This window comes from Lactobacillus sp. PV012, assembly GCF_014522325.1.
GTDB lineage: Bacteria > Bacillota > Bacilli > Lactobacillales > Lactobacillaceae > Lactobacillus.
This window is the reverse complement of record NZ_CP041983.1, coordinates 1028044-1053168: the sequence shown is the minus strand read 5'-3', so window position 1 is coordinate 1053168 and position 25125 is coordinate 1028044. Positions and strand designations below refer to the sequence as shown.

Below are 25125 nucleotides of genomic sequence, written 5' to 3'. Positions count from 1 at the left end.
CTTTATTGAAACATATAATTAAATGCAACTCCAACAACACCAAACAAAGTAATAAGTGCCATAATAAATGCCATAATAATTGTCAAAACTTGGAAGGGTGTCTTTTTTTTACGTCTTCTTTTTGCCATAATAGCCTCCTTAAATATTAATATTCTATCTCATTCTTTATTCTTTTTCAATTTCTCCTTTATTACCAATGAAAATACGATAAAATTAATAATTGGTATGGAGGAATTACAATGCAACTATTATGGATTTTTTTGATACCAATTATTGGTATCTTGTGTGCAGGAATTTTGAGTAGGGTATTTCCAAAAGCACAATTTAAAGGATATGATATTTTACCTTTTTTCTTTCTTTGGAGCTGTCAATTAATTACCCAAATTAAGCATCAACCTAGTTTTTTGCCGTATGGTCTTTGGCTTTATTTTATATTAGTAGTTATAGTAGCAATAAAATTTGCTCGGAAAGATAAGAATGTACGCTTAGCAAAATTGATACGTACTTTGTGGAATTACCTAGTAATGTGTTCAGTTTTTTGGTATATTGGGTTAATTATTTTGCTAGTATTATAAAATAACGTTATCTAAATAAGCATTTTGTGAAACATATGTTCATGAATATAGATTTAGTTTTTATTAAAAATAGCTTGATTATAAATAATTCCGCTAATCATATGGTAGAAGTAGATGAATTGTGATAAATTATAATTAAAAGAACAAGAAACTGTTCCACAAGATAGGAACTTTAAGTAGATAAATTAGAAATAAAAACTATGGAATTTAAACATAAAAGTGTACTTTTACATGAAACAATTGATAATTTAAATCCTCAAAATAATAAAGTATATGTAGATGCAACATTTGGCGGTGGAGGCCATACAAGTTATTTGTTTAGCAAAATAGATCAGGGGACAGTAATCGGCTTTGATCAAGATGAATATGCAATTAATTTAGCAAAAACAAAATTTGCAGCCGAGCTGTCAGGCAAAGAAAAGAAAAAATTGATTTTAGTGCATGATAATTTTTCTCATCTAAAGGATAATTTAGAACGATTGGGTTACAATCGAGGAATTGATGGGATTTTTTATGATTTAGGCGTCTCGTCACCTCAACTGGATCGAGGAGAGCGAGGTTTTTCATATCGATTTGATGCACGATTAGATATGAGGATGAATCAGGAACAAGAATTAGACGCTTATACAATAGTTAATACATGGTCAGAAAAAGACATAAGTGATGTTCTTTATCAGTACGGGGATGAAAAGTTTTCGCGTCAAATAGCACGTAAAATTGTTGAAGTGCGGAAAGTACATCCAATTGAAACAACTTTTCAATTAGTGGACATTATTAAATCAGCTATTCCAGCTGCTGTAAGGCGAACAGGTGGCCACCCAGCTAAAAAGAGCTTTCAAGCCTTAAGGGTTGCTGTTAATCATGAATTAGATGTTTTAAGTGAGTCACTCAAGGAAGCTATTGAAGTAGTAAAGCCTGGTGGACGAATAAGTGTCATTACTTTTCAGTCTCATGAAGACAAAATTGTAAAAAAATTGTTTAAAAAGTACTCTGAGGTAGAAATCCCTAGAGGGATGCCAATGGCACCTGCTGATAGTAAACCAATTTTAAAGTTAATTAGTCGAAAACCTATTATAGCAACTGAAGAAGAAGTAGAAAGAAATAATCGTTCGCATAGTGCGAAATTAAGAGTTGCCGAGAAATTATAAAGGAGTTAAATATGGCTGACAGTTCAGCAAGATCGTATACTTATCATCATGTATCAGTTTCCCAAGATCCTACACCACAAAAACGTGTAAATTTGGATCCTAATAAGGTACCAGTAAATAAATTTGAAAAGTTTTTAATTTTTATTGGTTCACTGGCAGTTTTAGTGCTTATGATATTGACTGTTTCTGCAACTGTCTCACAAACTCAAGCGCAGCAACAACTTAGTAAAATTGAGAATAAGATATCGGCTAAACAATCAGTTAATACTGATCTCAAACAAGAAATCGGTGAACTAACTTCCACAAAGCGTTTAAATAAAGTAGCCGCTCAAAATGGTTTACATATTATTGAAAGTAATCTTAGGAATGTTCGATAATGAAAAAGTTTAATAATTTTAAACGAAATATATCCAAAGCTCATAACTATAGATTCACTGTAGGAAGAATTTTACAGTTAGGATTAGCTTTGGTTTTTATTGTATTTATAAGTCGTCTATTTTATTTGGGACTTTCTCATAAAGTAGCGGGGAAAGATATTGCGACCCGAGTAAAAGAACTCTATCAGCGAAATGAAGTTTTGAATGCTACTAGAGGTAGTATTTATGATCGCAATGGCCTAACAATTGCTGAAGATTCCCATCAATTTACAATATATGCAATTTTAGATAAATCTTCAATTGATTACAAAAATAAGCCAATGTATGTGATCAATAAAAGAGAAACGGCACAAAAATTAGCTACTGTCTTACCATTAAGTGAAGATAAAATATATAAATATTTAACTCCTAAAAATAAAGCCTATCAGGTTGAATTTGGGACAGCTGGGTCAGGATTAAGTTTATCGCAAAAAAAGAAAATTGAGGCAATGAAGCTCCCAGGAATAAAATTTGTTGAGACTCCTTCACGCTTATATCCAAATGGTGTGTTTGCTTCACATATTGTAGGATTGGTAACTCCCAAGTCTAATTCAAAAACGACAAGTTCTACAAATTTAGTAGGAACTATGGGAATTGAACAGTATTTTAATAAGCAATTAAGTGGTAAGGATGGTTACAGAAAAGCACTAGTGGATGCTGATCAGTATCAATTGCCTAACAGTGAGCATTTATACAAGGCAGCTGAAGATGGAGACAATATTTATTTAACTTTAGATTCGCAATTGCAAACGTATTTGGAAAGTGTAATGACTAAAGTACAAGATGAATATGATCCGAAGTCAATGACAGCAGTAGTTGAAGATATTAAAACAGGGCAAATTTTAGCAGCTTCTCAAAGACCAACATTTGATCCTCAAACTAAAAAAGGATTGAATTCAAATTGGCGAAATATCTTAGTGCAAGATGCTTATGAACCGGGTTCTGTTTTTAAAATCTTGACTTATGCAGCTGCAATTCAGAGTAACAACTATAATCCTAATAGTTATTACAAGTCTGGTTCTATTAAAGTGCAGGATGCAACTATCCATGACTGGAATAATAGTGGCTGGGGAACTATTCCAATGAGTCAAGCTCTTCCACGTTCAAGTAATGTAGGATTTACAATCTTAGAGCAGAAAATGGGATTGAAAACCTTTAAAAGCTACGTTAATAAATTCCAAATTGGTAAGAAGACTGGTGTAACTCTTCCGGGAGAAAATCCAGGATTGGTGTCTTTAACTACACGATTGCAAGGAGCAGTAACTTCTTTTGGACAAGGGGTTAACGTTAATGCAATGCAGATGATGCAAGCATTTAGTTCAGTGGCAAATGATGGTCAGATGATTAAACCACAATTTGTTGAAAAGATTACTAATTCTAATGGGAAAACAATTTCTGAATTTCATACTAAAAAAGTAGGGGAACCGATTTTTTCAGCTGCTACTGCTCAGACAATTTTGAGTTCAATGCAAGATGTTGTAAACAAGAACTACGGAACTGGGACAGCCTATAAAATTCCCGGTAAAAATGTAGCTGTTAAAACAGGTACTGCACAGATTGCGGCTCCCAATGGGGGATATTTAAAAGGGGATAAAAATTATCTCTTCTCTGTTGTAGGTTTTGCACCAGCCAACAATCCTCGCTATTGTGTTTACATAACTGTAAAGCAACCTCGACAAATGAAATCAGCTGAAACAATTCTAGCATCAATTTTTAAACCAGTAATGGAGAGAGTTTTGAATTCTTCAAGCGCCCAATTAAAATCAGTTAATGAAGCGATTGAAGTACCAGCTTTAAGTGGTAAGAAAGCTACTGCAGCTAAACAAGAAGCTCAAAATAGCGGTTTTGAAGCTTATATTATTGGTAGTGGTAAGAAAGTATTACGCCAATCATTACCTTATCAAACAAAAACCTTTCTTAATAGTAAATTATTTCTTTATACTGGAGGAATAATTAAGATCCCAGATATGCAAGGCTGGAGTAAGGCAGAAGTTGAGGAATTTAGTAAAGTAATTGGAATCCCAATCAAAATTTCTGGAAGTGGGCACGTAACCAAACAAAGCCTAGCAGTAGGAGAAAGATTAAAAGCAAATAGAAAGTTAAGTGTGGACTTGACATAATTAAGGAGCAAAAAATGCAATATAGTTTAATACCATTTATTAGCAGTTTTGCAATAACTGTAATATTCTTACCGTTGTTTATTGGTTTCATGCGAATGAAACATGAAGGACAACAAATCCGTGATGAAGGACCTAAATGGCATGAAAAGAAATCTGGAACTCCTACAATGGGAGGAGTGGTGTTTACTATTGCCAGTATAATTTCGATACTTTGGGTATCATTATGGCAACATAACCTAAATAAGACAGCTTGGATGCTTATGATAGCATTTATTGGGTATGGAATTATTGGCTTTTTAGATGATGGCTTAAAGTTATTTTACAAGCGTAATCTTGGATTAAGAGCATGGCAAAAACTGCTAGGTCAAATTATTATTGCAGCAATTATTTTACTTTTGGCTTTTAGTGATCATTTTAGCACTGCTTTATTTGTACCATTTTTTGGAGTAATTCATAGCGAGATTCTATTTGCTTTATTTATGATTTTCTGGCTAGTAGGTTTCTCTAACGCAGTTAATCTTTCTGATGGGTTAGATGGTTTGGCTACTGGTTTATCAGTAATTGCGTATGGTACCTATGGATATATGGCCTATTTAGATAAAAATTGGGCTGTACTTATCTTTACAATGAGTGTAATTGGTGGATTAGTGGGTTTCTTTATTTTTAATCACAAACCGGCTAAGATTTTTATGGGAGATGCTGGATCTTTAGCGTTAGGTGGTGGTTTAGCCATTGTTTCTATTTTATTACACCGACCATGGTCACTACTATTGATTGGAATTGTTTTTGTGTGTGAAACTCTTAGTGTTATCCTCCAAGTGATTTCATTTCAAACCACTGGAAAAAGAATTTTTAAAATGACGCCTATTCACCACCATTTTGAAATGCTTGGTTGGTCAGAATGGAAAGTGGATATTGTATTTTGGATCGTAGGTTTGGTAGCAAGCATTATTTATCTTTTAATTTGGGGCTAGTAAAATGAAAAAAGTTGATACATATAAAGATAAAAATATTTTAATATTAGGATTAGGAAAAAGTGGTTTTGCAGTGGCAAAGTTACTTTTGAAGTTAGGTGCTCGACTTACTTTAAATGACAAAAAGGATTTAAAGGGAAATGATCAAGCAGCAGAATTGGAAAAATTGGGTGTCAATGTTATTTCAGGACATCATCCAGTAGAAATTTTTGAAAGCCAAGCTTTTGATTATTTAGTCAAAAATCCTGGCATCCCTTATGAAAATCCAATGGTAGTTGCTGCTAAGAAGAAAAATGTACCAGTAATTACAGAGCCAGAAGTTGCTTTAGGAGTAAGCGAAGCCCCATATGTGGCTGTCACTGGATCAAATGGAAAAACTACTACTGTGATGCTTACTCAGCAAATCATGGATCATCATTTGGCAAAAAATGGACATCATGTTTATGCAGTTGGAAACATTGGTGTTCCAATTTCTGAAGTAGTTGAAAAAGCTACCAAGGATGATCTTTTGGTAGTTGAAATGTCTAGTTTTCAATTAATGGGTGTCAATACTGTCAAGCCTAAGGTGGCAGCAATTGTCGATATCTATAATAATGTGCACCTAGATTATCATAAATCTTTTGAAAATTATGTTGAGGCAAAATTACGAATTACTCAATCACAGGATAGTAGTGATTACTTTATAGCAAATTTTGATCAGAAAGATATTTTAAAAAAAGAGTTATCTAAAACTAAGGCTCAAGTATTAACTTTTTCAGAAGTGGATTCAACTGCTGATTACTTTATTGGTGAAAAATATCTTCAAGGTAAAGACGAAGATATTATGGAAATAGATGAAATTAAAATTCCAGGTATCCATAATCAACAAAATAGTTTGGTAGCAATTGCTATTTCTAAAGTTATGGGTGCAAGTAATGAAGATATTAGAGCTGTACTTTCTACTTTTAAAGGAGCCAAACATCGTTTAGAATATGTAATGACATATAATGGTCGAAGAATTTATAATGATTCTAAGTCAACGAATATTGAAGCAGCCACTGTAGCGATTGATTCTTTTAAAAATCCCGAAGTTTTGATAGCAGGGGGACTAGATCGTGGCTTTATGTTTGATAGTTTGGTTGATCTTTTAAAGAAGCATGTAAAGACGATAGTATTATATGGTGAAACGCGCTATCTTTTAGCAGATGCGGCTAGAAAAGCGGGAATAAAAGATATTATTATTGTTAACACGCTTCAAGAAGCTGTTCCAAAGGCATATGAAGGTAGTAAAGAGGGAGACGTGATTCTTTTTTCACCAGCGTGTGCGTCATGGGATCAATTTAATACTTTTGAAGAACGTGGTGACTTCTTTGTGAAATTTGTAAAGGAATTAAAGACAAAATAAAATGAGAGTAATTTTTTCAGGTGGTGGAACAGGCGGCCACATTTATCCAATTATGGCATTGATTGAACGCTTAAAAGAACGAAATTTGGTTACAAATGATGAGATTCTTTTTGTGGGAACAACGAAAGGTCTTGAATCAAAGATTGTGCCTAATGCAAAAGTTCCCTTTAAAACCTTGGATATTCAAGGGTTTAATCGACGTCATCCATTGAAAAATTTTTCAACGATTAATAAGTTTTTAAAATCTAGTAAAGAGGCAAAAAAGATTATTAAAAACTTTAAGCCAGATATTGTAGTAGGAACTGGTGGGTATGTATCAGGTGCAATTGTGTTTGAAGCTGCCAAACTTCATATTCCTACTATCATTCATGAATCGAATTCTGTGGTTGGATTAGCAAATAAGTTTTTAGCTCATTATGTAGATAAAATTTGTTACACTTTTGATGATGCTGCCAAACAATTCCCTGAAAAGAAGAAATTAGTTAAAACAGGAAATCCTCGTTCACAACAAGTACTAGGATTGAATGAAGAAAAGGTAGATATTAACCAAAAATGGGATTTAGATCCAGCAATTCCAACAGTTTTAATATTTGGTGGGTCTCGAGGAGCCTTAGCAATTAATCAAATTGTAGAAAAATCTCTTGCAGATCTTTCTAAGAAACCCTATCAAATTATTTGGGCAACTGGGCAATTATACTACGACAGCATAAGAAAAAGATTAGCTGATAAAAAAGTTGGAAATAATATTCGAGTGGTACCATATATAAAGAATATGCCGGGGTTACTTCCTCAGATGACATGTGTTGTTTCACGTTCAGGGGCAACTAGTTTAGCTGAGTTTACTGCTTTAGGAATTCCAGTGATTTTAATTCCGAGTCCTAATGTTACTCATAATCACCAAATGAAGAATGCGATGGACATGGAGAAAGCAGGGGCTGCTTTAGTAATTAGTGAAGATGATTTAAACCCTAATAATTTTGTGTCATCAATTGATCATATTTTGTTAGATACTGACTATGCCAAGAAGATGAAGCAGGCTTCAAAGAAAATGGGTATTCCTGATGCTTCTGACCAAGTAATTAAAGTTATGGAAAACTTGATTAGCAAGCAAAAAAGTGCTTAAAGTTATAGGTGAGGCAGATGGCTAAGAAAAAAATAACTAAGAAAGACCCACGTAAAGAAATTTCTGGGTGGGTAGATTATAAAAATAAATCTAATTCTACCAGTGGGAAAAAGGTTTCAGCCTCACTGAAAAAACTGCATGCTGAAAGAAGAAAATCTGTTTTAAGACGGTTGGGGTTAATTATTGTTGTAGCCTTAATATTTATATTAGGACTTGGGTATTTTATATCACCACTTTCTAATGTGAAGAGTGTTCGTGTGTTAGGAGCACAAGAAATTAATCCTCATAAGATTGTGACTGTTTCTGGAATTAAAGCACAAGATAAAGTAATAGGAACTATTTTTAAGAAGAGTCAAATCAAACAAAAATTAAGCCAAAATTTTCCAGAAATTAAAGAAAGTAGTATTCAAGTTAAAAAATGGAATAATTTTATAATTAATGTTAAGCAATATGCAGTAGCTGGATACGTAAAGGAAAATGTGGGTTATAGAGCACTACTAGTTAATGGAAAATTAAGTACTTATACCTTGCCATTAGCAAAAATAAAAAAAGATAAACCAATTTTTATTAATTATAGTAATGGAAAAAGATTACAACAAGCACTTAATATTTATAAGCAATTTCCTCAAGTTATCAAAAATCAAGTTCGCGTAATTGATGGAGATACTAAACGAACTACTCAAATTAAGTTGATCTTAAAAGATAAAAATATTATTTTAGGTAGTACTCCAACGATTGTAGATAAGATTAAGTATTATCCAGTTATTGCTAAAAACTTAAAACAACCTTCAGTAGTAGATTTTGAAATTGGAGCATTTAGTCATCCATTGACTTCAAGTGAAAGAAAGCTTGTAGAGAATACTAAATAGTTTAATAGTCAAAATAAAAAATAATATGTTAGAATTTTAATAATTAGGATATGATTTGGAGGCATAGTCTTGAATAAATCAAATTTACTGGTGGGATTAGACATTGGAACCACAAGTGTAAAAGCAGTTGTAGCAGATACAACATCAAATGAATTACGTGTAATTGGAGCAGCAACTGAACCTACTAGTGGGATGCGTCATGGGAAAATTGTTGATATTGATGAAACAGCTGCTAGTATTTCACGTGCAGTAAATAAAGTAGCACAAAAAACAAATTCAAAAATTTATCGGGTAGTAACAGGTATTCCAGTGGGATTACTACAATTAGAAAATGCTACTGGATTGATAAATATTGGAGAACAAGGTCAAGAAGTGGGCGATAGTGATGTAAAAAGGGTCCTATCTTCCGCAATTGGAGCTGCTTTAAAAGATGGTCGCCAAGCTATTTCTTTTTTACCAAGTAAATTTTTAATTGATGGTAAGACTGATGTAGACGATCCACGTAAAATGATTGCTCATTCATTAGAAGTACATGGAATTTTACTTACTGCTCCAACAGCTGATCTTCATAATATAAAAAAAGCTGTAGAAAGAGCTGGGTTTAAAAATAATTTCTTTATTCCAACTCCATTGGCAATTTCTAGCATTGCCTTAGATGAGGGAGAAAGAACATTTGGATCTGTACTCTTAGACTTAGGTGGTGGTACCACTACGGCTACTGTCATTCATGAAAATAAGATTAAGTATGCAACCATTGATCTTGAAGGTGGCATTGATATTACTAAGGATATTTCGACTGTCTTGAATACTTCAAAGAAAGAAGCCGAGAAAATTAAAATTGAATTTGGATATGCAGATCCAGATCTAACTTCACCTGAAAATCAGTTTCCTGTCAAAGTAGTGGGGGAAACTAGTGGAAAGATGATTGATGAGGAATATTTAAGTGAAATAATTAATGCACGTGTAGAGCAAATTCTTTCACGAATTGGTAAAGGATTAGCTGATCATGATGCCTTTAGCCTTCCAGGGGGAGTTGTAATCACAGGTGGAACCAGTGCTTTGCAAGGAATGGGTGATGTAGTAAAGAATGATTTTAGAGTAAAAACTAAAATTTTTCAGCCTAATCAAATGGGGTTACGAAATCCAATTTATACAGCTGGTTTTGGAATTGTTCAATATGCTTACGATTTAGATGACATTGATTATTTAGTTAATAGCGTAATTTATGGAGAAGATAGTACTCCAGTAGCTCAGGAAATTGAAAAACCAAATAGAGAAAACATGAAGTTTTTCAAAAGACCTACATCTTCTAGTGAAATCGAACCGAAAGAAGATTATAATAGAAATACAGTATCCTCTTCTTTTGAAGATGAGCAAGAAGATTTAAAAAAGACTAAAAAAGGAAATAAAGTCAAAGACTTTTTCAAAAAGTTTTTTGATTAATTAAGGTGGTTTATTAATGGATTTTACTTTCGATTCTGATGACAATAAAAATGCAGTCATTAAAGTAATCGGTGTTGGTGGTGCTGGTGGTAACGCTGTGAACCGAATGATTGATGAAGGTGTTCAAGGTGTATCCTTTATTGCAGCCAATACTGATGTGCAAGCATTAAATAGTAATAAAGCAGAAAACAAAATTCAACTCGGGCCAAAATTGACTCGTGGACTTGGAGCAGGATCTCACCCAGAAGTGGGAGAAAAATCTGCAGAAGAAAGTCAACAAACTATTGAGGATTCACTCAAAGGTGCAGATATGATTTTTATCACTGCTGGAATGGGTGGAGGAACAGGTACAGGAGCTGCCCCAGTAATCGCAAAAATTGCTCGTGAAACTGGTGCACTTACTGTCGGTGTGGTTACACGCCCCTTTACCTTTGAAGGCCCTAAACGCTCAAAAAACGCAGCTGAAGGGATTGCAGAATTAAAACAATATGTAGATACATTGGTAATTATTGCAAATAACCGTTTACTTGAAATGGTTGATAAAAAGACCCCAATGATGGATGCCTTTAAAGAAGCAGATAATGTTTTGCGCCAAGGTGTGCAAGGAATTTCAGATTTAATTACTTCAACTGACTATGTTAACCTGGACTTTGCTGATGTTAAGACAGTTATGGAAAATCAAGGCGCTGCTTTAATGGGAATTGGTAGAGCAAGTGGGGAAAATAGAACTGTTGAAGCAACTAAACTAGCAATTTCTTCACCTTTACTTGAAGTATCAATTGATGGTGCTAAGCAAGTATTATTAAACATTACTGGTGGACCAGATTTAACCTTATTTGAAGCTCAAGATGCATCAGATATTGTTTCAAAGGCTGCTGGTGATGGAGTAAATATTATATTTGGTACTTCAATCAATGCAAATTTAGGTGATGAAGTAGTAGTTACAGTGATTGCTACTGGAATTGATGCCAAGGCAGAAGAAGCAGCTTCACGTCAGCCAATGCGTCGCAGACGACCAACTGAAGAGTCTGCCTCTCAACAACCAGTTGCAAATCCAGCTTCTGCTGCCTCAACTGCAAAGCAAGAGCCAGTGCAGGAAAGAGCAAATACTCCAAAGAATTCAGATGATCTTTTAGATCCAACAAGTGTTTGGAAGCAAGATAAAGGTGAAAATACGCGTCCACAACCTCCAATTGAAAATCCTACGCCTTCTGCTAAAAAAGATGATTTTTCATCATTCAGTGCAGATGAACAAAGTAGTATTTCACAAATTGAAACCAGTGCTGACGATGACTCGGATAGTGATATTCCATTTTTCAAACACCGTCGTAGAAACTAAGTAAGAAGGGTAAGGAGGAACTATGGCTTTTGACAAATTAGGACGTTTTTTTGGGATGAATGGTAATGACGAAGACATATCTGATGAAGAAGAAATTGAAGTAAGAGATGATTCTTCGGTAGATGAAATTCCAACGAATGAAAGACGAGGAAATGTTGTGCCAATTAATTCTGCTGGAACCCCTACTAGTAAAATTGTTTTAGAAGAACCACGTGTATATTCAGATGCAAAAGAAGTTTCCCAGAATCTTTTGGCAAATAAAGCAGTAATTATAAATTTTGCACGAATGGATGATGCCCAAGCACGTCGAATTGTAGATTTCGTTACAGGAACAGTTTATGCGTTAAATGGGGAAATTCAGCGTGTGGGAGATAAAATATTTTTAGCTACTCCACCAAAATTTGAAACTGATGGAAAGATTGCGGAATTAGTAGAAAAGAAAGATAACTTAGAATAATGATCTTACCAATAATCGGATGGTTGTTGCGAATTATTTCAACTTTATTGAATGTATATGGATTGTTAATTGTTATTTATGCATTGTTAACGTGGGTACCAAGACTTTTAAATACAACTTTGGGAAGAGTTTTGGCAAGAATTGTTCAACCTTATTTGAATTTTTTTGAACGTATTATCCCTCCAATTGCAAATATAAGTTTTGCCCCGGTAGTTGCATTATTAGTAATATATTTTGTAAATAATTATGTTTTAGTGTGGATTGCAAATATTGTAGTCCATTTGGTGCATTAGATGATTGAGAAAAAACAAGCAAGTGATTTTTATCAGCATTTTGATGTAAATGAAAGGTCGACGGTGGATTTCTTCGTCGGCCTTTTTAATAGGTATTTATTTCAAAATGATCCAATTTTGACTCCGTTTTTAAATCCGCGCGAAGTCTTTATTTTTAAAAAAATAGTAGGTAATTGTGCTCAAGTTTTAACTTGGGGTGGGTATCAAAGTGCCGAAAAAGTTCGGTTATTGCTATGTGATTGGGAAGAAAGCTTTTTGCCAGAGAAGTTTGACATAGCTGTACTTGAAATATCTTATAATAAAAAATGGGAGAAAATTACTCATAGTCAAATTTTAGGAGTATTAGCAAATTCAGGAATTGAAGTTAATACTGTTGGTGATATCATTAGCGATGGAAAAGGGAATTGGCAATTTTTTATTGAGAAACAATTAGTAAAATTCGTAGAGCAAGAAGTCACTAAAATTGGTCATGCAAAAGTTAAATTACACGAAATTTCTGAAAAGGAAATTCTTCAAGTTAATGATGATAGTGAAGAGAGAAGTGCTGTAGTCGTTTCCTTACGTTTAGATACGGTAGTAAGTAGTATAATTAATCAAAGTAGAAGTCACGTTAAAGCTAGTTTAAAAGAGAAAAATATAAAATTAAATTGGCATGATATTAAAGAATCTCATATAATGATTTCTAGAGAGGATATTTTAAGTATTCGACACTTTGGTCGCGTGAAAATCAACGAAATTTTTACAACAAAAAAAGGAAAATATCGAATAAATTATCAAGTATGGCAGTCAAAGAAAAGGTGAAAATATGGCAAGATTAACTCCAATGAATATCCATGAAAAGCAATTTCAAACTAAATTTAAAGGTTATGATGTTGACGAAGTAGATGGATACTTAGATCAAATTGTGAATGATTATGGTGATGTGTTAGATGAAAATGTAGATTTAAAGAATAAAATTGCACATTTAGAGGAACAAAATCAACTTTTAACTGATAAAACAAAAGAATATGATGAATTAAAAGAAACCTTAAACCGGTCTTTAATTGCGGCCCAAAAATTGCAAGAAGAGGCAGAACAAAATTCAGCCAAGATTGTTGAAGATGGACAAAAACAAGCACAAGAAATTGTGGAAAAGGCAAAAGGAAACGCTGAAGACTTAGATAAAAACTTAAAACAAGAATACACAACTCTAAGTGAAGACTATGAACTTTTGAAGAAAAAAGTTAGCAACTTTCGTAGTGAGATGAAGAAGCAACTACAAGAACAATTAGATGCTTTAAGTGATGATAGTTGGCAATATGAATTAGATGAATACTACGGCCGTAGTCGTCTTTATCCAGGAGATGGGTCACAACCCATCGCTCAATCTGAAAATGAATTAGAAAGCAAAAAAGATTCAGAAACTGAAAAAAAATCTAATGAAAATGTAGTGATTGACAAAAGTAGTGATAATGAAGTACAATCTGAATCAACAACTGCTCCAAAAATTGTTTTAGAAGACAAATCAAGCGAAAAACAGTTGGAAGTGAATTCATCTCAGAACAATAATGGACCAAAGATTATTTTTCCAGATGAAAATAAAAAAGAATAATAACTAATTGACAGTAAAACAAGTAAATGACCACAGCGAGTTAGTGAGGGTGAGAGGCTAACATAATTGAAAGTTGATCAGCTGCCGATAGATTAGTGCGTTTTCCCATGCGTTAAATGGGAACTTAAGTGGAACAGAAATGTTCAAATTAGGTGGTACCACGAAGAAACTTCGCCCTATAGTTGGGTGAAGTTTTTTTGTTAGAAGGGAGAATTTTATGAAAATGAAAGATACTTTGAATTTGGGAAAGACTAAATTCAAAATGCGTGGTAATCTTCCCGTTCGTGAAGCACAATGGCAAAAAGAATGGGAAGACAATAAATTATATGAAAAAAGACTAAAACTAAATGAGGGTAAGCCAAGATTTGATCTACATGATGGTCCTCCATTTGCTAATGGTAATATCCATATGGGACACTCCATGAACAAAATCTCTAAAGATATTATCGTCCGTTATAAAAATATGAGCGGCTTTTATGCTCCTTATGTACCAGGTTGGGATACACATGGTTTACCTATTGAACAGCAATTAGCGAAGAAAGGCATTAAGCGTAAAGAAATGTCGATGGCTGAATATCGTCAACTCTGTTATGATTATGCGATGTCTCAGATCGAAAAACAAAAAGCTGATTTTAAACGCTTAGGTGTAATGGGGGATTGGGAACATCCGTATATCACACTTCAACCAGAATTCGAAGCTGCTGAAATTCGTGTATTTGGTGAAATGTTTGATAAAGGATACATCTATAAGGGTAAGAAACCTGTTTATTGGTCCTGGTCATCAGAATCAACTTTGGCAGAAGCAGAAGTGGAATATAAAGATGTTGAAGCAAATTCAATCTTTGTGGCTTTCCCTGTTAAAGATGGTAAAGGCTTATTAGATGAACAAAATACTTATTTTGTAATTTGGACTACAACTCCATGGACAATTCCAGCTAATGAAGCAATTGCTGTTAACCCAACTTTTGAATATTCAGTAGTTAAAGTGGGGGATAAACAATTTGTAGTAGCAACCGGATTGTTAGATCAAGTTGCCCAAGAAATTGGTTGGGAGAACTACGAAGTTGTTAAGACTTTAAAGGGAGCAGACATGGAATATATGACTGCTAAGCATCCCCTTTACGATGACAGAGAAAGTCTTGTAATTGAGGGATTCCATGTTACTTTAGATGATGGTACTGGATTAGTTCATACAGCTCCTGGTTTTGGTGAAGACGACTTTAATGTAGGTCAAAAATATCATCTACCTGTCTTTAGTCCAGTGGATTCACAAGGAAAATATACCGACGAGGTCCCAGAACTTGAAGGGATGTTTTACCAAGATGTAGATAAGTTAATGGTAGAAAAGTTAAAGGATAACGGATCTTTATTAAAACTTAAAGTATTTACTCACTCCTATCCTCATGATTGGAGAACTAAGAAGCCACTTATTTTCCGTGCTACAACTCAATGGTTTGCCTCAATTGAACCATTTAGACAACAAATCTTGGATGAAATCGAAAACGCTAGCTTCTCACCAAGTTGGGGTAAAACTCGTCTTTACAATATGATTAAGGATCGTGGAGATTGGGTAATTTCACGTCAACGTGCTTGGGGAGTTCCATTACCAATCTTTTATGCCGAAGATGGCACACCAATTGTAACTAAAGAAACAATTAACCATGTAGCTGATATCTTTGAAAAAGAAGGCTCAAATGCTTGGTTTAAGAAGAGTGCAAAAGAATTGTTACCTGAAGGATTTACTTCCGAACATTCACCAAATGGAAAGTTTACTAAGGAAACAGATATCCTTGATGTATGGTTTGACTCAGGAAGTTCTTGGTCAGCAGTAATGGATCAACGTCCAGACCTCAAGGCACCTGCTGATTTATACTTAGAAGGTAGTGACCAATATCGTGGCTGGTTTAACTCAAGCTTAATCACTTCAGTTGCAACTACTGGGAAGGCACCATATAAGAAGATTCTTTCTCAAGGATTTGTTTTAGATGATAAAGGCCATAAAATGTCTAAGTCATTGGGTAATGTAATTTCACCAAATGATGTTATCAAGCAAATGGGTGCAGAAATTATTCGTCTTTGGGTAGCAGGGGCAGATACAACTTCTGATGTAGCAGTTTCACAAGATATTTTGCGTCAAGCAGCTGAAAGCTACCGAAAGATTAGAAATACTATGCGCTATATGTTGGCAAATACTTCAGATTTTGATCCAAAGGAAAATGCAATTGCTTATCCAGATATGTCTGGTGTAGATCAATATTTAGAGGTTAAATTAAACAAATTAATTGAAGCATGTCTTAAAGCATATGAAAACTTTGACTTTAACACAGTTTATAAAAAGGTGTTTAGTTTTATTTCCAATGATTTATCAGCCTTTTATCTTGACTTTGCGAAAGATATTCTTTACATTGATCCTGAAAACAGCGAAACGCGTCGCTCTATGCAAACAGTAATTTATGATGTTTTGGTTAAATTGACAAAACTTTTGACCCCAATTTTGCCTCATACAATGGAAGAAGTTTGGGGATATTTAAAAGAACCTGAAGATTACGTTCAATTAGCCGAAATGCCAGAAGTTGCACACTTTGCTAATGAAAGTGAAATTTTGGAAGATTGGAATGCCTTTATGCGTGTCAGAGCAGATGTATTGAAGGCTTTAGAAGTAGCAAGAGCAGATAAGATTATTGGTAAATCTTTTGAAGCTCATGTAACTTTATATCCAACTAAAGAAACTGCTGAGTTATTGAAGAAATTAAAGGGGAATCTCCGTCAAATTTTGATTGTCTCTGAATTAACAATTTCAGATGCTCCAGCTCCAGCAGATGCACCAAAATATGAAAGTGGTTCAATTGTAGTCGAACCAGCAGAAGGCAAAGTATGTGAAAGATGCCGTCGCATCACCACTGATGTTGGTAGTGATCCACGTTTCCCAGAATTATGTGCAAGATGTGCAGAAATCGTTGAGAAAAATTTCCCACAAGCAGCGGAAGAGGGTTTTGATAAATAATGCGTACAGGTACAGTAAAACAATTTGATGCAAATTCAGCTTTTGGATTTATTGAGGATGATTTAACTGGATCTTCTTATTTTGTTTTTTATAAATCTATTAAAGATGATGGTTATAAAAGACTTCAAGTTGGTCAAAGAGTAAAATATCAATTAGCTCAAGGAAAAAAAGGATTGCAATGTATCAATGTATATGTTGATAAAAATGCCATAAGGGAGTAATTAAATGGACCTAAAAGAGACCGAAATTTCCAATAAATCTATTTTTGAAGGTAGACTTATTGATTTAAATGTAGAAACTGTTAGTCTACCTAATGGAAAAACGGCAACTCGGGAAGTAGTAAAGCATCCTGATGCTAGTGCAGCAATTGCAATTAATGAAAAAAAAGAAATGCTTTTAGTTGCACAGTGGCGTGAACCAATTAAGCAGGTTACCTTAGAAATTCCGGCTGGATTAATTGATCCAACAGATGCCTCCCCTTTAGATGCAATGAAAAGGGAATTGAATGAAGAAGGTGGCTATAAGGCGGATTATTGGGAAAAGGTAAGTGAGTTTTATACTTCACCAGGTTTTTGTGATGAAAAAATTTATCTTTTCTATTGTGATACTTTAACCAAATTAGAGCATAAGCGAGATTTGGATGAAGATGAATTTTTAACTCATAAGTGGTATTCACTAGCAGAATTAAAAACTTTAATGATAGAAGGAAAAATTGTAGATGCTAAAACAATAATGGCAATTACTTTTTGGGAAAATATGCTTTTATCAGGAAAAGAATAAAAAATGGTGGAAACAAGAAAAGATTACCGCAAAAAGCAAAGACAAAAGAAATTTAAGAATTTATGGCATAGCTTTTTTAAGACATCAAAACCAAAAGATGAAGCAGAAAATGAAACTGATGTCCCTGAAAATAAAACATTTTTTTCAGATAGTGTAGATGCTGAGAAGCAAATAACAGTTGATGAAAAGAGAGATCGATTAAAAAAAAGACTAAATTGGGCAATTTTAATTGTTTTGGGGTTAATTATTTTAGTTTTGATAGCTTTATTTAAATTATAATGAGGAAATTTAACTATGAAAATTGCAATCATTGTGCCAATGGCACAAGAAGCTGAATATTATCATCAACATTTCCCACATTCAGAAAAAAAGGTGTTCGGATCAGCTGAATTCGAACACTTTTCTGTGAATGGAAATGAGATTTATTTGGGACTTAGTGGCATTGGAAAAGTAAATGCAGCAATGAATTTGACTAGCTTGCTGACAAAAGAAAAAATAAATTTAATTTTTATGACAGGATCGGCTGGAGCACTTCAAAGAGATATTCATCAAAAAGATTTGGTTTTACCAACTGCTTTTACCTATCATGATGCTCATAATACTTTGGCAGGAGATTATGTAGAGGGACAAATTCCTCAAGAACCTGCAAAGTATGAATTAAATAGTGAGGCCAGGAAAAAATTCGCAGACTTTTTAAAAAATGAAGGTATTGATTTTAAAGAAGGGCTAATTGTAACTGGAGATTCATTTATTGCTTCGAAAAAACAAAAAGATGCTATTCAAGAAATGTTTCCCACTGCATTAGGTGTTGAAATGGAAGGGGCAGCTTTTGCACAAGTTGCTAATCATTTTGCCGTTCCATTAATTGCTCTAAGAGCAATTTCTGATAACGGGGATGACAGTGCTGGAGAAGATTTTGATATTTTTGTTAAAGAAGTAGGTCAGAAAGCAGCTGAAACAATTTCAAAATATTTGGAAACAAAAGTCTAAGTCAAGAAAAGTAAGCTAAGTAGTCTTAGCTTATTTTTTTGTGTTAAAATAGTACAAGCCACTTGATACTTACCAAAGATAAGAATATTAATTATAGGGGATGGCAATACAATAATGGATAATAAATTAATCTATTTAGATAATGCAGCTACTACGCCAATGGCACCAGAGGTAGTGAAAGTAATTAGTCAAGAAATGGCAAATGATTTTGGTAATGCTTCAAGTCAACATACTTTTGGCCGAAAAGCTCGACATGTTGTTGAACAATCGCGTGAAGTTTTAGCCAAGTCAATTAATGCCCAACCAAAGGAAATTATCTTTACATCTGGTGGTTCTGAAAGTAACAATACTGCAATTTTTGGAACAGCTCATGCACGTAAAGAAATTGGTAAAAAAATCATTACTACCAAAAGTGAACACCCCTCTGTTTTAAATCCAATGAAACAGTTAGAAAAAGAAGGATATGAAGTAGTATATCTTGATGTAGATACTAGTGGGCATATTTCCTTAAAGCAATTAGCGCAGGAGTTAACGGATGATACTATCTTAGTGTCAATTATGGCAGTAAATAATGAAGTAGGAAGTATTATGCCAATTGAAGAAATTGGTAAAATAGTAAAGGATTCTAATGCTTATTTTCATGTAGATAATGTGCAAGGGTATGGGAATATTGAGATTGATGTTAAAAAGATGAATATTGATCTTCTATCAACTTCTGCTCATAAAATATACGGGCCAAAATTTTTAGGCTTCTTATATGAAAAAGATGGAGTAAATATTTCTCAACTGCTTTTGGGTGGAGAACAAGAACTTAAGCGAAGACCGGGAACTGAGAATGTACCTGCAATTGCTGGATTTAAAGTAGCTGTTGAAGAAATGGAAAAATTAGATAAGCAACAGTTACAAGCTCACTATCAGAAACTTCAAAGTCTTATCTTAGAAGAATTGGATAAGGCGGGAGTTAAATATGAGTTAAATGGAAGTATAGAAGGTAAGGTTTCTCACCACGTTTTAAATCTAAGATTAAAAGGAATCGGAACTTATTCAGCTTTAACTAATTTAGATTTAGCAGGAGATGCAATTTCAGGTGGATCAGCATGTACAGCTGGTTCCTTAACTCCTTCACATGTTTTAACAGCGATGTATGGGTCTGAGTCACCAAGAATCCAAGAATCAATTAGAGTATCGTTTGGTCGTTTTACTACTGAAGAAGAAGTGAAAAAATTTGCTCAAGATGTAGTAAAGATGGCTGAGCGCTTAACGAAATAAGATAAGGTTGACACTTACAAAATGTAAGTTATAATATAAGAAAGAGAATTTGAAATGGCAAACACAGTAATAATTAACGGAGATCAAAGAAAGTTTACCTTGAGTCCTGAAATTAAGCGTTATGCATTAATTGACGCAGGTTTTCAGACCACTAAACGAGGTAACTACCTTTATAATCATCCTTTGTATAATGAATCTCCTTATAATGCAACTTGTAAGTTAAAAATAACTATTAGTGAGGAGTTTGATCACTTGACGATGGTTGTAACTGATACTAATGGGTTACAGAAGGTAAATATCTTTAAAAATAAACAGCTACAACCGATGGTAGAGTTATTAGATTTTATTTTGAAAGATCTCCAAGATCGTAATATTATTGTGCCAGGCTAGTAGGAGGAATTTTACGTATGGTAGATAACAGCAAAACCAGAGTTGTCGTTGGTATGAGTGGTGGAGTTGATTCTTCAGTATCAGCTTTATTGCTTAAACAACAAGGTTATGATGTTGTTGGTGTCTTCATGAAAAACTGGGATGATACAGATGATTCAGGTGTTTGTACCGCAACAGAAGATTATGAAGATGTTAAAAAAGTTGCAGACAAGATTGGCATTCCATATTATGCAATTAATTTTGAAAAAGAATACTGGGAAAGAGTATTCGAATACTTTTTAGATGAATATAAAAAGGGTAGAACTCCTAATCCTGATGTAATGTGCAATAAAGAAATTAAATTTAAGTCTTTCCTAGACTTTGCAATGGAACTAGATGCAGATTATATTGCAATGGGTCATTATGCTAAAACTGAAGTTGATGAAAATGGTGTAACTCATATGATGCGTCCAAAAGATGGTAATAAAGATCAAACTTATTTCTTAAATCAACTATCTCAAGATCAATTGGACAAGGTAATGTTTCCTTTGCAAAATTTAACTAAGCCACAAGTTAGAGAAATTGCTTTAGCTGCAGGCCTTGCAACTGCTAAGAAAAAAGATTCAACTGGAATTTGCTTTATTGGAGAAAGAAATTTCAAAAAGTTCTTAAGTGAATTTTTACCTGCTAAGGCTGGCAAAATGATAACTCCAGATGGTAAAGTGGTTGGTGAACATGCAGGTCTAATGTATTACACAATTGGTCAACGTTCAGGTCTTGGCTTAGGATCAACTAAGGAGTCAACTGCTCCTTGGTTTGTAGTAGGAAAAGATTTAGAAAAGAATGAATTAATTGTAGAGCAAGGCTATGATAGTAAGCTTTTATACAGTACTAGTTTAGATGCTAGTGATGTTTCATTCTTTACTGGATTACCAGATCATGATGTGGATATTAAATGTAGTGCTAAGTTCCGTTATCGTCAAGCAGATGTAGGGGTAACAATGCATTACAGAGCAAAAGATAATACTGTTCACGTTGATTTTGATGAACCAGCACGTGCAGTGACACCTGGACAAGCAATTGTCTTCTACAAGGGTGAAGAATGTTTAGGTGGAGCTACAATTGATAAGGCTTACCAGAATAATGCTGAATTACAATTAGTATAATTAAAAATGCTTATGATTTTGAAATCGTAAGCATTTTTTGTCTGTTAATTTTTCATTTAAAAACTTATAATTAAGAGTAAGAGAATGGAGAATGAGACAATGCAATTATATTTTGTAAGACATGGTAAAACGCAATGGAATTTGGAAGGTAGATATCAAGGAGGGCATGGAAACTCGCCACTTCTTCCTGAAAGCTATAAAGATATTGCAAAATTAGCTAGATATTTAAAAGAAAAAGATACTAAATTTCAAGCCTTTTATACTAGTCCTCTGCAAAGAGCAGTGACTACCGCTACTACTTTGAAAAAAGATATGAAAAGTTCCGCTCCTGTGGAAATTGATTCACGTTTAAGAGAATTTAATTTAGGAGAATTAGAAGGAATGAAATTTGTTGATGCGGAAGCGAAGTACCCTGAACAAATCAAAGCTTTTCGCTATATTCCAGAGAAATATGATCCCACGGCATTTAATGGGGAAACTTTTGAACACATGTTAAAGCGTGGTAAAGAATTAATTGCTGATATTGTGAAAAAATATCCTAATAAAGATGATAAAGTTCTATTAGTAAGTCATGGGGCAGCTTTATGTGCTTTAACGAGAACTTTAGAAGGATATTCTATTGCAGATATCCGGAAACGAGGAGGTTTAGCAAATACCAGTTTAACCATTTTAGAAACTGATGATCAAGGTAAGAGCTTCCAAGAAAAGTTATGGAATGAAACTTCGTATTTAAACCGTACTATTACACAGAGGGATGTAATTTAAATGGATAAGAAAATTGCAGATTTGTATGATAGTGGAAAAACAGACTTAGCTATTCATCAATTAATTGAAAAAATAGATCACGATTCAAAGAATATAGACAATTATCTTCAATTATCAACTTATTTAATTGATCAAAATTCAATTGCGCAGGCTTTAGAGTTATTACAAAAAGCTAGTGCAGTAGTAGATAAGCCACAAGATTTAGCTTATAATTTAGCAGTTTGTTATTATCTTGAGGGGGATTTTAATAAGTCTCTCTCTCTTTTGAATCAATTAGAAAATACTCAAGAAACTATATATCAAAAAGCCTTAGTATTTTTAAAATTGGGTCAATATCAAAAGGCATTAGCGTATGCTTTAAGTTTAAGAAAGCAAGATAAGCGTACTTTAGAATTACTAGGGGATATTTGGCTCAGTTTAGGTGATTTAAACCAGGCAAAAGCCAATTATGAAAAAATTGAAGCTCAGGATCGAAGTAGTAAGGTTGAATTTTTACTAGGCCTTACTTTACTTGAAGAGAATTTAGAGCAGGCACACTTACACTTTGATTTATCTAAGCAAAAAGATCCCACCTATTTTAAGCAAGCAAATGCTCAATATGCAAGTCTATTAAAACTGATTAGAGGAAAAAATGGGAACAAGTAAGTTTACCGGAAAAGTTAATAATATTATTTATGAAAATACCCAAAATCTTTTTAAAATTCTTGATGTAGATATTGTTGGTAAGCTAGAAGGATACTCTGAAGATAGTATTCGGGTAACTGGAACCTTCGGTGAAATGCAGTTAGAAAGCCAATATGAGTTTACAGGTGAAATTGTAGTTCATCCTAAATTTGGCCAACAGTTTAAGGTAGAGAATTATACTCAAGTTTTACCAAGAGAAAAAGATAGTTTAATAAATTATTTAAGCTCTACAAAATTTCCTGGCATTGGTAAAAAAGCTGCTCAAAAAATAATCGATGAATTGGGAAGTAATGCCTTAGAAATTTTAAAGGAAAATCCAATTAAAATTTCTACATTAGATTTAACCAGTAAGCAAAAAGAGACATTGCGCCAAGGTGTGCAACAAATGGATTCATATGCGGAAGTGGTCTTGAAGTTAGCTAAATTTGGTCTCAACAAAAGAGTAGCCAATAATATCTATAAGGTTTTTGAAGGTCAATCATTAAATAAGATTGAAGAAAATCCTTATCAATTAGTAAGTAGTATAAGAGGATATAGCTTTGCGGCTGCAGACAAAATAGGGCATGAGCTAGGAATCTCACTAACAGATCATCGGCGAATTGAAGGAGCAATATTGCATGTCTTGCAAGAAGCAATGACTGAAAAGGGAGATACGTATGTTTCTGCTAAGGAACTTTTAGTAAAGGCAGCAGACTTAATTCAAATACAAGATTATGAAATAATTGAAGCCAGTTTAAAGACCTTGGTTCTTAATGAAGAAATAGTGGTTGATGAAGATTCAAATATTGCGATTAAAAAAATTTATGAAGTTGAATCTGAAATTGCGGACGAATTAAAAAGAATTATTAAAACAAGGCCAGAAGTTCAGGAGTATGACGATAAAACTTTAGAAAAAGTAATTAGTAAGGTTGAAAAAGAATTAGACATTTCCTACGATGAAATTCAAAAAAGTGCAATAAAAAATGCTTTAAATAATTCCATCTCGCTTTTAACAGGGGGACCTGGTACTGGGAAAACCACTATTATTAATGGAATTATTTTAAGTTTAAAATACTTAGAAAAAATCCCCCATGCTTCATTATATAGTGACGATCCACCGGTGTTATTAAGTGCACCTACAGGACGAGCAGCTAAAAGAATGGCGGAAGTTACAGGCATTAATGCAAAAACTATTCATCGACTTTTAGGTGTGGGCTTAGAAGATAAAATTGAAGAGTATTCAGAAGTTAATTTGTTAAATGGAGAATTGTTGATCATTGATGAGATGTCAATGGTAGACATGTTTTTGTTTAAGTTACTCTTAAAAGGAATTGATAGTACTAAGAGAATTGTTTTTGTGGGAGATCAAGATCAACTTCCTTCAGTAGGAGCAGGAAATATTTTTGGCGATTTAATAAGCTCGCAGGCTTTCCCAACTACTCGGTTAACTCAAATTCACCGTCAAGGTGAAAATTCCTCAATTGTAAAACTAGCGCATGCTATCAACCAAGGAAAGGGAGCAGAGGTTTTATTTAGTAAAACTAATAATTATTCTTTTATTCCATGTCCCCCTGATCAAATTGGGTCGGCCATTGCACAAATTACTACTAAGGCAATGAGCAAATTTAATAAAGACGATATCCAAACTTTGGGAGCTATGTACAATGGAATGAGTGGTATTACAGCTTTAAATGATTTACTGCAGAGGGTTCTCAATGAAGAGCATTTAACTGGAAAGAAAATTGAAGCTCACGGAGAAACTTTTAGGATTGGTGATCGGATTCTTCAATTAAAAAATAATACCCCTAAGGATGTCTTTAATGGTCAGATAGGAAAAATTATCGGAATAGAAGAGGATAAAAAAGAAGATTGTGTAGTTGCAGACTTTGATGGACATGAAGTCTCTTATAGTTTAAGAGATTTAAGTGAAATCACGCGTGCGTATGCAATTACTATCCATAAGTCACAGGGGTCTGAGTTTCCACTGGTGATCTTGGCGTTAACCATGCAAAATTATATGATGTTAAGACGAAACCTTTTATATACTGGAATTACTCGAGCAGCTAAGAATTTAGTTATGATTGGAGAAAAAAGAGCTTACTTAAAAGCTTTGGAGACACCTGGAAATGATCGAGCTACAGGATTAACTAGCAAAATTAGAAGATCTTTGGGGTTAGAAGAAATAAAAAAAGATTCTAGTAATAAGGTAAAAAGCACTGTTGAAAATCTAGAAGAAAACTATATTTTGACTGCTGATATAATTAAAAGTCATAAAATTGATCCCATGATTGGCATGGAAGGTATTAAACCAAATTATCAAGTTAGATAGAAAAATAAAAAAGATTAATCAGGCAAGATTTAAAATAAAGCTTGATTAATCTTTTTAT

General features: G+C 33.7%; 26 protein-coding genes. 25 read left to right on the top strand and 1 reads right to left on the bottom strand.

Going from position 1 to position 25125, the window contains the following annotated elements; translation table 11 throughout:
* Positions 1-2 precede the first annotated feature (2 nt).
* Positions 3-128, bottom strand: a complete 126-nt coding sequence (locus FP433_RS05210) for a DUF4044 domain-containing protein (protein WP_265484246.1) — start codon at positions 126-128, stop codon at positions 3-5.
* Between the two features lie 111 nt (positions 129-239).
* Between FP433_RS05210 and FP433_RS05205 the strand changes: the two genes are divergently transcribed.
* The 25 genes from FP433_RS05205 to FP433_RS05085 all read left to right on the top strand — a co-directional run bounded on the left by FP433_RS05205 (position 240) and on the right by FP433_RS05085 (position 25067).
* Positions 240-575: a DUF3397 domain-containing protein gene (locus FP433_RS05205; protein WP_265484248.1), complete on the top strand. Its 336-nt coding sequence runs from the start codon at positions 240-242 to the stop codon at positions 573-575.
* A gap of 200 nt (positions 576-775) precedes the next feature.
* Positions 776-1723, top strand: a complete 948-nt coding sequence (rsmH, locus tag FP433_RS05200) for a 16S rRNA (cytosine(1402)-N(4))-methyltransferase RsmH (protein ID WP_265486520.1) — start codon at positions 776-778, stop codon at positions 1721-1723.
* Between the two features lie 11 nt (positions 1724-1734).
* Positions 1735-2100 carry a cell division protein FtsL gene (gene ftsL, locus FP433_RS05195; RefSeq protein WP_265484250.1) on the top strand — a complete coding sequence of 122 codons (366 nt, stop codon included), beginning with the start codon at positions 1735-1737 and terminating at the stop codon, positions 2098-2100.
* Complete coding sequence (locus tag FP433_RS05190) at positions 2100-4259, top strand: penicillin-binding transpeptidase domain-containing protein (RefSeq protein ID WP_265484251.1); 2160 nt, start codon at positions 2100-2102, stop codon at positions 4257-4259. Before ftsL ends, FP433_RS05190 begins: the two co-directional genes overlap by 1 nt.
* A 14-nt stretch (positions 4260-4273) precedes the next feature.
* Positions 4274-5233, top strand: a complete 960-nt coding sequence (mraY, locus tag FP433_RS05185) for a phospho-N-acetylmuramoyl-pentapeptide-transferase (RefSeq protein WP_265484253.1) — start codon at positions 4274-4276, stop codon at positions 5231-5233.
* A gap of 4 nt (positions 5234-5237) precedes the next feature.
* Positions 5238-6617, top strand: coding sequence for a UDP-N-acetylmuramoyl-L-alanine--D-glutamate ligase (gene murD, locus FP433_RS05180; RefSeq protein WP_265484254.1), 1380 nt, complete (start codon positions 5238-5240; stop codon positions 6615-6617).
* 1 nt (position 6618) lies between these two features.
* On the top strand, positions 6619-7740 hold the full coding sequence (gene murG, locus FP433_RS05175) for an undecaprenyldiphospho-muramoylpentapeptide beta-N-acetylglucosaminyltransferase (protein ID WP_265484255.1): 1122 nt from the start codon (positions 6619-6621) through the stop codon (positions 7738-7740).
* Between the two features lie 17 nt (positions 7741-7757).
* The gene (locus FP433_RS05170; protein WP_265486519.1) at positions 7758-8609 is read left to right on the top strand and encodes a cell division protein FtsQ/DivIB; all 852 of its coding nucleotides are present in this window, start codon (positions 7758-7760) and stop codon (positions 8607-8609) included.
* A 69-nt stretch (positions 8610-8678) separates the two neighbouring features.
* Positions 8679-10052 (top strand): cell division protein FtsA, encoded by a 1374-nt coding sequence (ftsA, locus tag FP433_RS05165; protein WP_265484259.1) that lies wholly within the window; start codon positions 8679-8681, stop codon positions 10050-10052.
* Between the two features lie 16 nt (positions 10053-10068).
* Positions 10069-11391 carry a cell division protein FtsZ gene (ftsZ, locus tag FP433_RS05160; protein WP_265484260.1) on the top strand — a complete coding sequence of 441 codons (1323 nt, stop codon included), beginning with the start codon at positions 10069-10071 and terminating at the stop codon, positions 11389-11391.
* Positions 11392-11413: 22 nt separating this feature from the next.
* Positions 11414-11848 (top strand): cell division protein SepF, encoded by a 435-nt coding sequence (locus FP433_RS05155; RefSeq protein WP_265484261.1) that lies wholly within the window; start codon positions 11414-11416, stop codon positions 11846-11848.
* A complete protein-coding gene (locus FP433_RS05150) occupies positions 11848-12141 on the top strand; it encodes a YggT family protein (protein WP_265484262.1) in 294 nt (97 codons plus the stop codon). The genes FP433_RS05155 and FP433_RS05150 overlap by 1 nt, the downstream gene beginning before the upstream one ends.
* Complete coding sequence (locus tag FP433_RS05145) at positions 12142-12942, top strand: RNA-binding protein (protein ID WP_265484263.1); 801 nt, start codon at positions 12142-12144, stop codon at positions 12940-12942.
* Positions 12943-12946: 4 nt separating this feature from the next.
* The gene (locus FP433_RS05140) at positions 12947-13732 is read left to right on the top strand and encodes a DivIVA domain-containing protein (RefSeq protein WP_265484265.1); all 786 of its coding nucleotides are present in this window, start codon (positions 12947-12949) and stop codon (positions 13730-13732) included.
* A gap of 217 nt (positions 13733-13949) precedes the next feature.
* Positions 13950-16736: an isoleucine--tRNA ligase gene (ileS, locus tag FP433_RS05135; RefSeq protein WP_265484267.1), complete on the top strand. Its 2787-nt coding sequence runs from the start codon at positions 13950-13952 to the stop codon at positions 16734-16736.
* On the top strand, positions 16736-16957 hold the full coding sequence (locus tag FP433_RS05130) for a cold-shock protein (RefSeq protein ID WP_265484268.1): 222 nt from the start codon (positions 16736-16738) through the stop codon (positions 16955-16957). The genes ileS and FP433_RS05130 overlap by 1 nt, the downstream gene beginning before the upstream one ends.
* Before the next feature lie 4 nt (positions 16958-16961).
* Positions 16962-17516: an NUDIX hydrolase gene (locus FP433_RS05125; RefSeq protein ID WP_265484269.1), complete on the top strand. Its 555-nt coding sequence runs from the start codon at positions 16962-16964 to the stop codon at positions 17514-17516.
* Positions 17517-17519: 3 nt separating this feature from the next.
* Positions 17520-17795, top strand: coding sequence for a hypothetical protein (locus tag FP433_RS05120; RefSeq protein WP_265484270.1), 276 nt, complete (start codon positions 17520-17522; stop codon positions 17793-17795).
* 15 nt (positions 17796-17810) lie between these two features.
* The gene (locus tag FP433_RS05115; protein WP_265484271.1) at positions 17811-18506 is read left to right on the top strand and encodes a 5'-methylthioadenosine/adenosylhomocysteine nucleosidase; all 696 of its coding nucleotides are present in this window, start codon (positions 17811-17813) and stop codon (positions 18504-18506) included.
* Between the two features lie 114 nt (positions 18507-18620).
* Positions 18621-19775 carry a cysteine desulfurase family protein gene (locus FP433_RS05110; protein ID WP_265484272.1) on the top strand — a complete coding sequence of 385 codons (1155 nt, stop codon included), beginning with the start codon at positions 18621-18623 and terminating at the stop codon, positions 19773-19775.
* A 54-nt stretch (positions 19776-19829) separates the two neighbouring features.
* Positions 19830-20165: a DUF1831 domain-containing protein gene (locus tag FP433_RS05105; protein ID WP_265484273.1), complete on the top strand. Its 336-nt coding sequence runs from the start codon at positions 19830-19832 to the stop codon at positions 20163-20165.
* A 17-nt stretch (positions 20166-20182) separates the two neighbouring features.
* Positions 20183-21310, top strand: coding sequence for a tRNA 2-thiouridine(34) synthase MnmA (gene mnmA / locus FP433_RS05100; RefSeq protein WP_265484275.1), 1128 nt, complete (start codon positions 20183-20185; stop codon positions 21308-21310).
* Positions 21311-21409: 99 nt separating this feature from the next.
* Positions 21410-22075 carry a histidine phosphatase family protein gene (locus tag FP433_RS05095; protein WP_265484276.1) on the top strand — a complete coding sequence of 222 codons (666 nt, stop codon included), beginning with the start codon at positions 21410-21412 and terminating at the stop codon, positions 22073-22075.
* Positions 22076-22720 (top strand): tetratricopeptide repeat protein, encoded by a 645-nt coding sequence (locus tag FP433_RS05090; protein WP_265484277.1) that lies wholly within the window; start codon positions 22076-22078, stop codon positions 22718-22720.
* Positions 22707-25067, top strand: coding sequence for an ATP-dependent RecD-like DNA helicase (locus tag FP433_RS05085; RefSeq protein ID WP_265484278.1), 2361 nt, complete (start codon positions 22707-22709; stop codon positions 25065-25067). Before FP433_RS05090 ends, FP433_RS05085 begins: the two co-directional genes overlap by 14 nt.
* Positions 25068-25125: the final 58 nt, after the last annotated feature.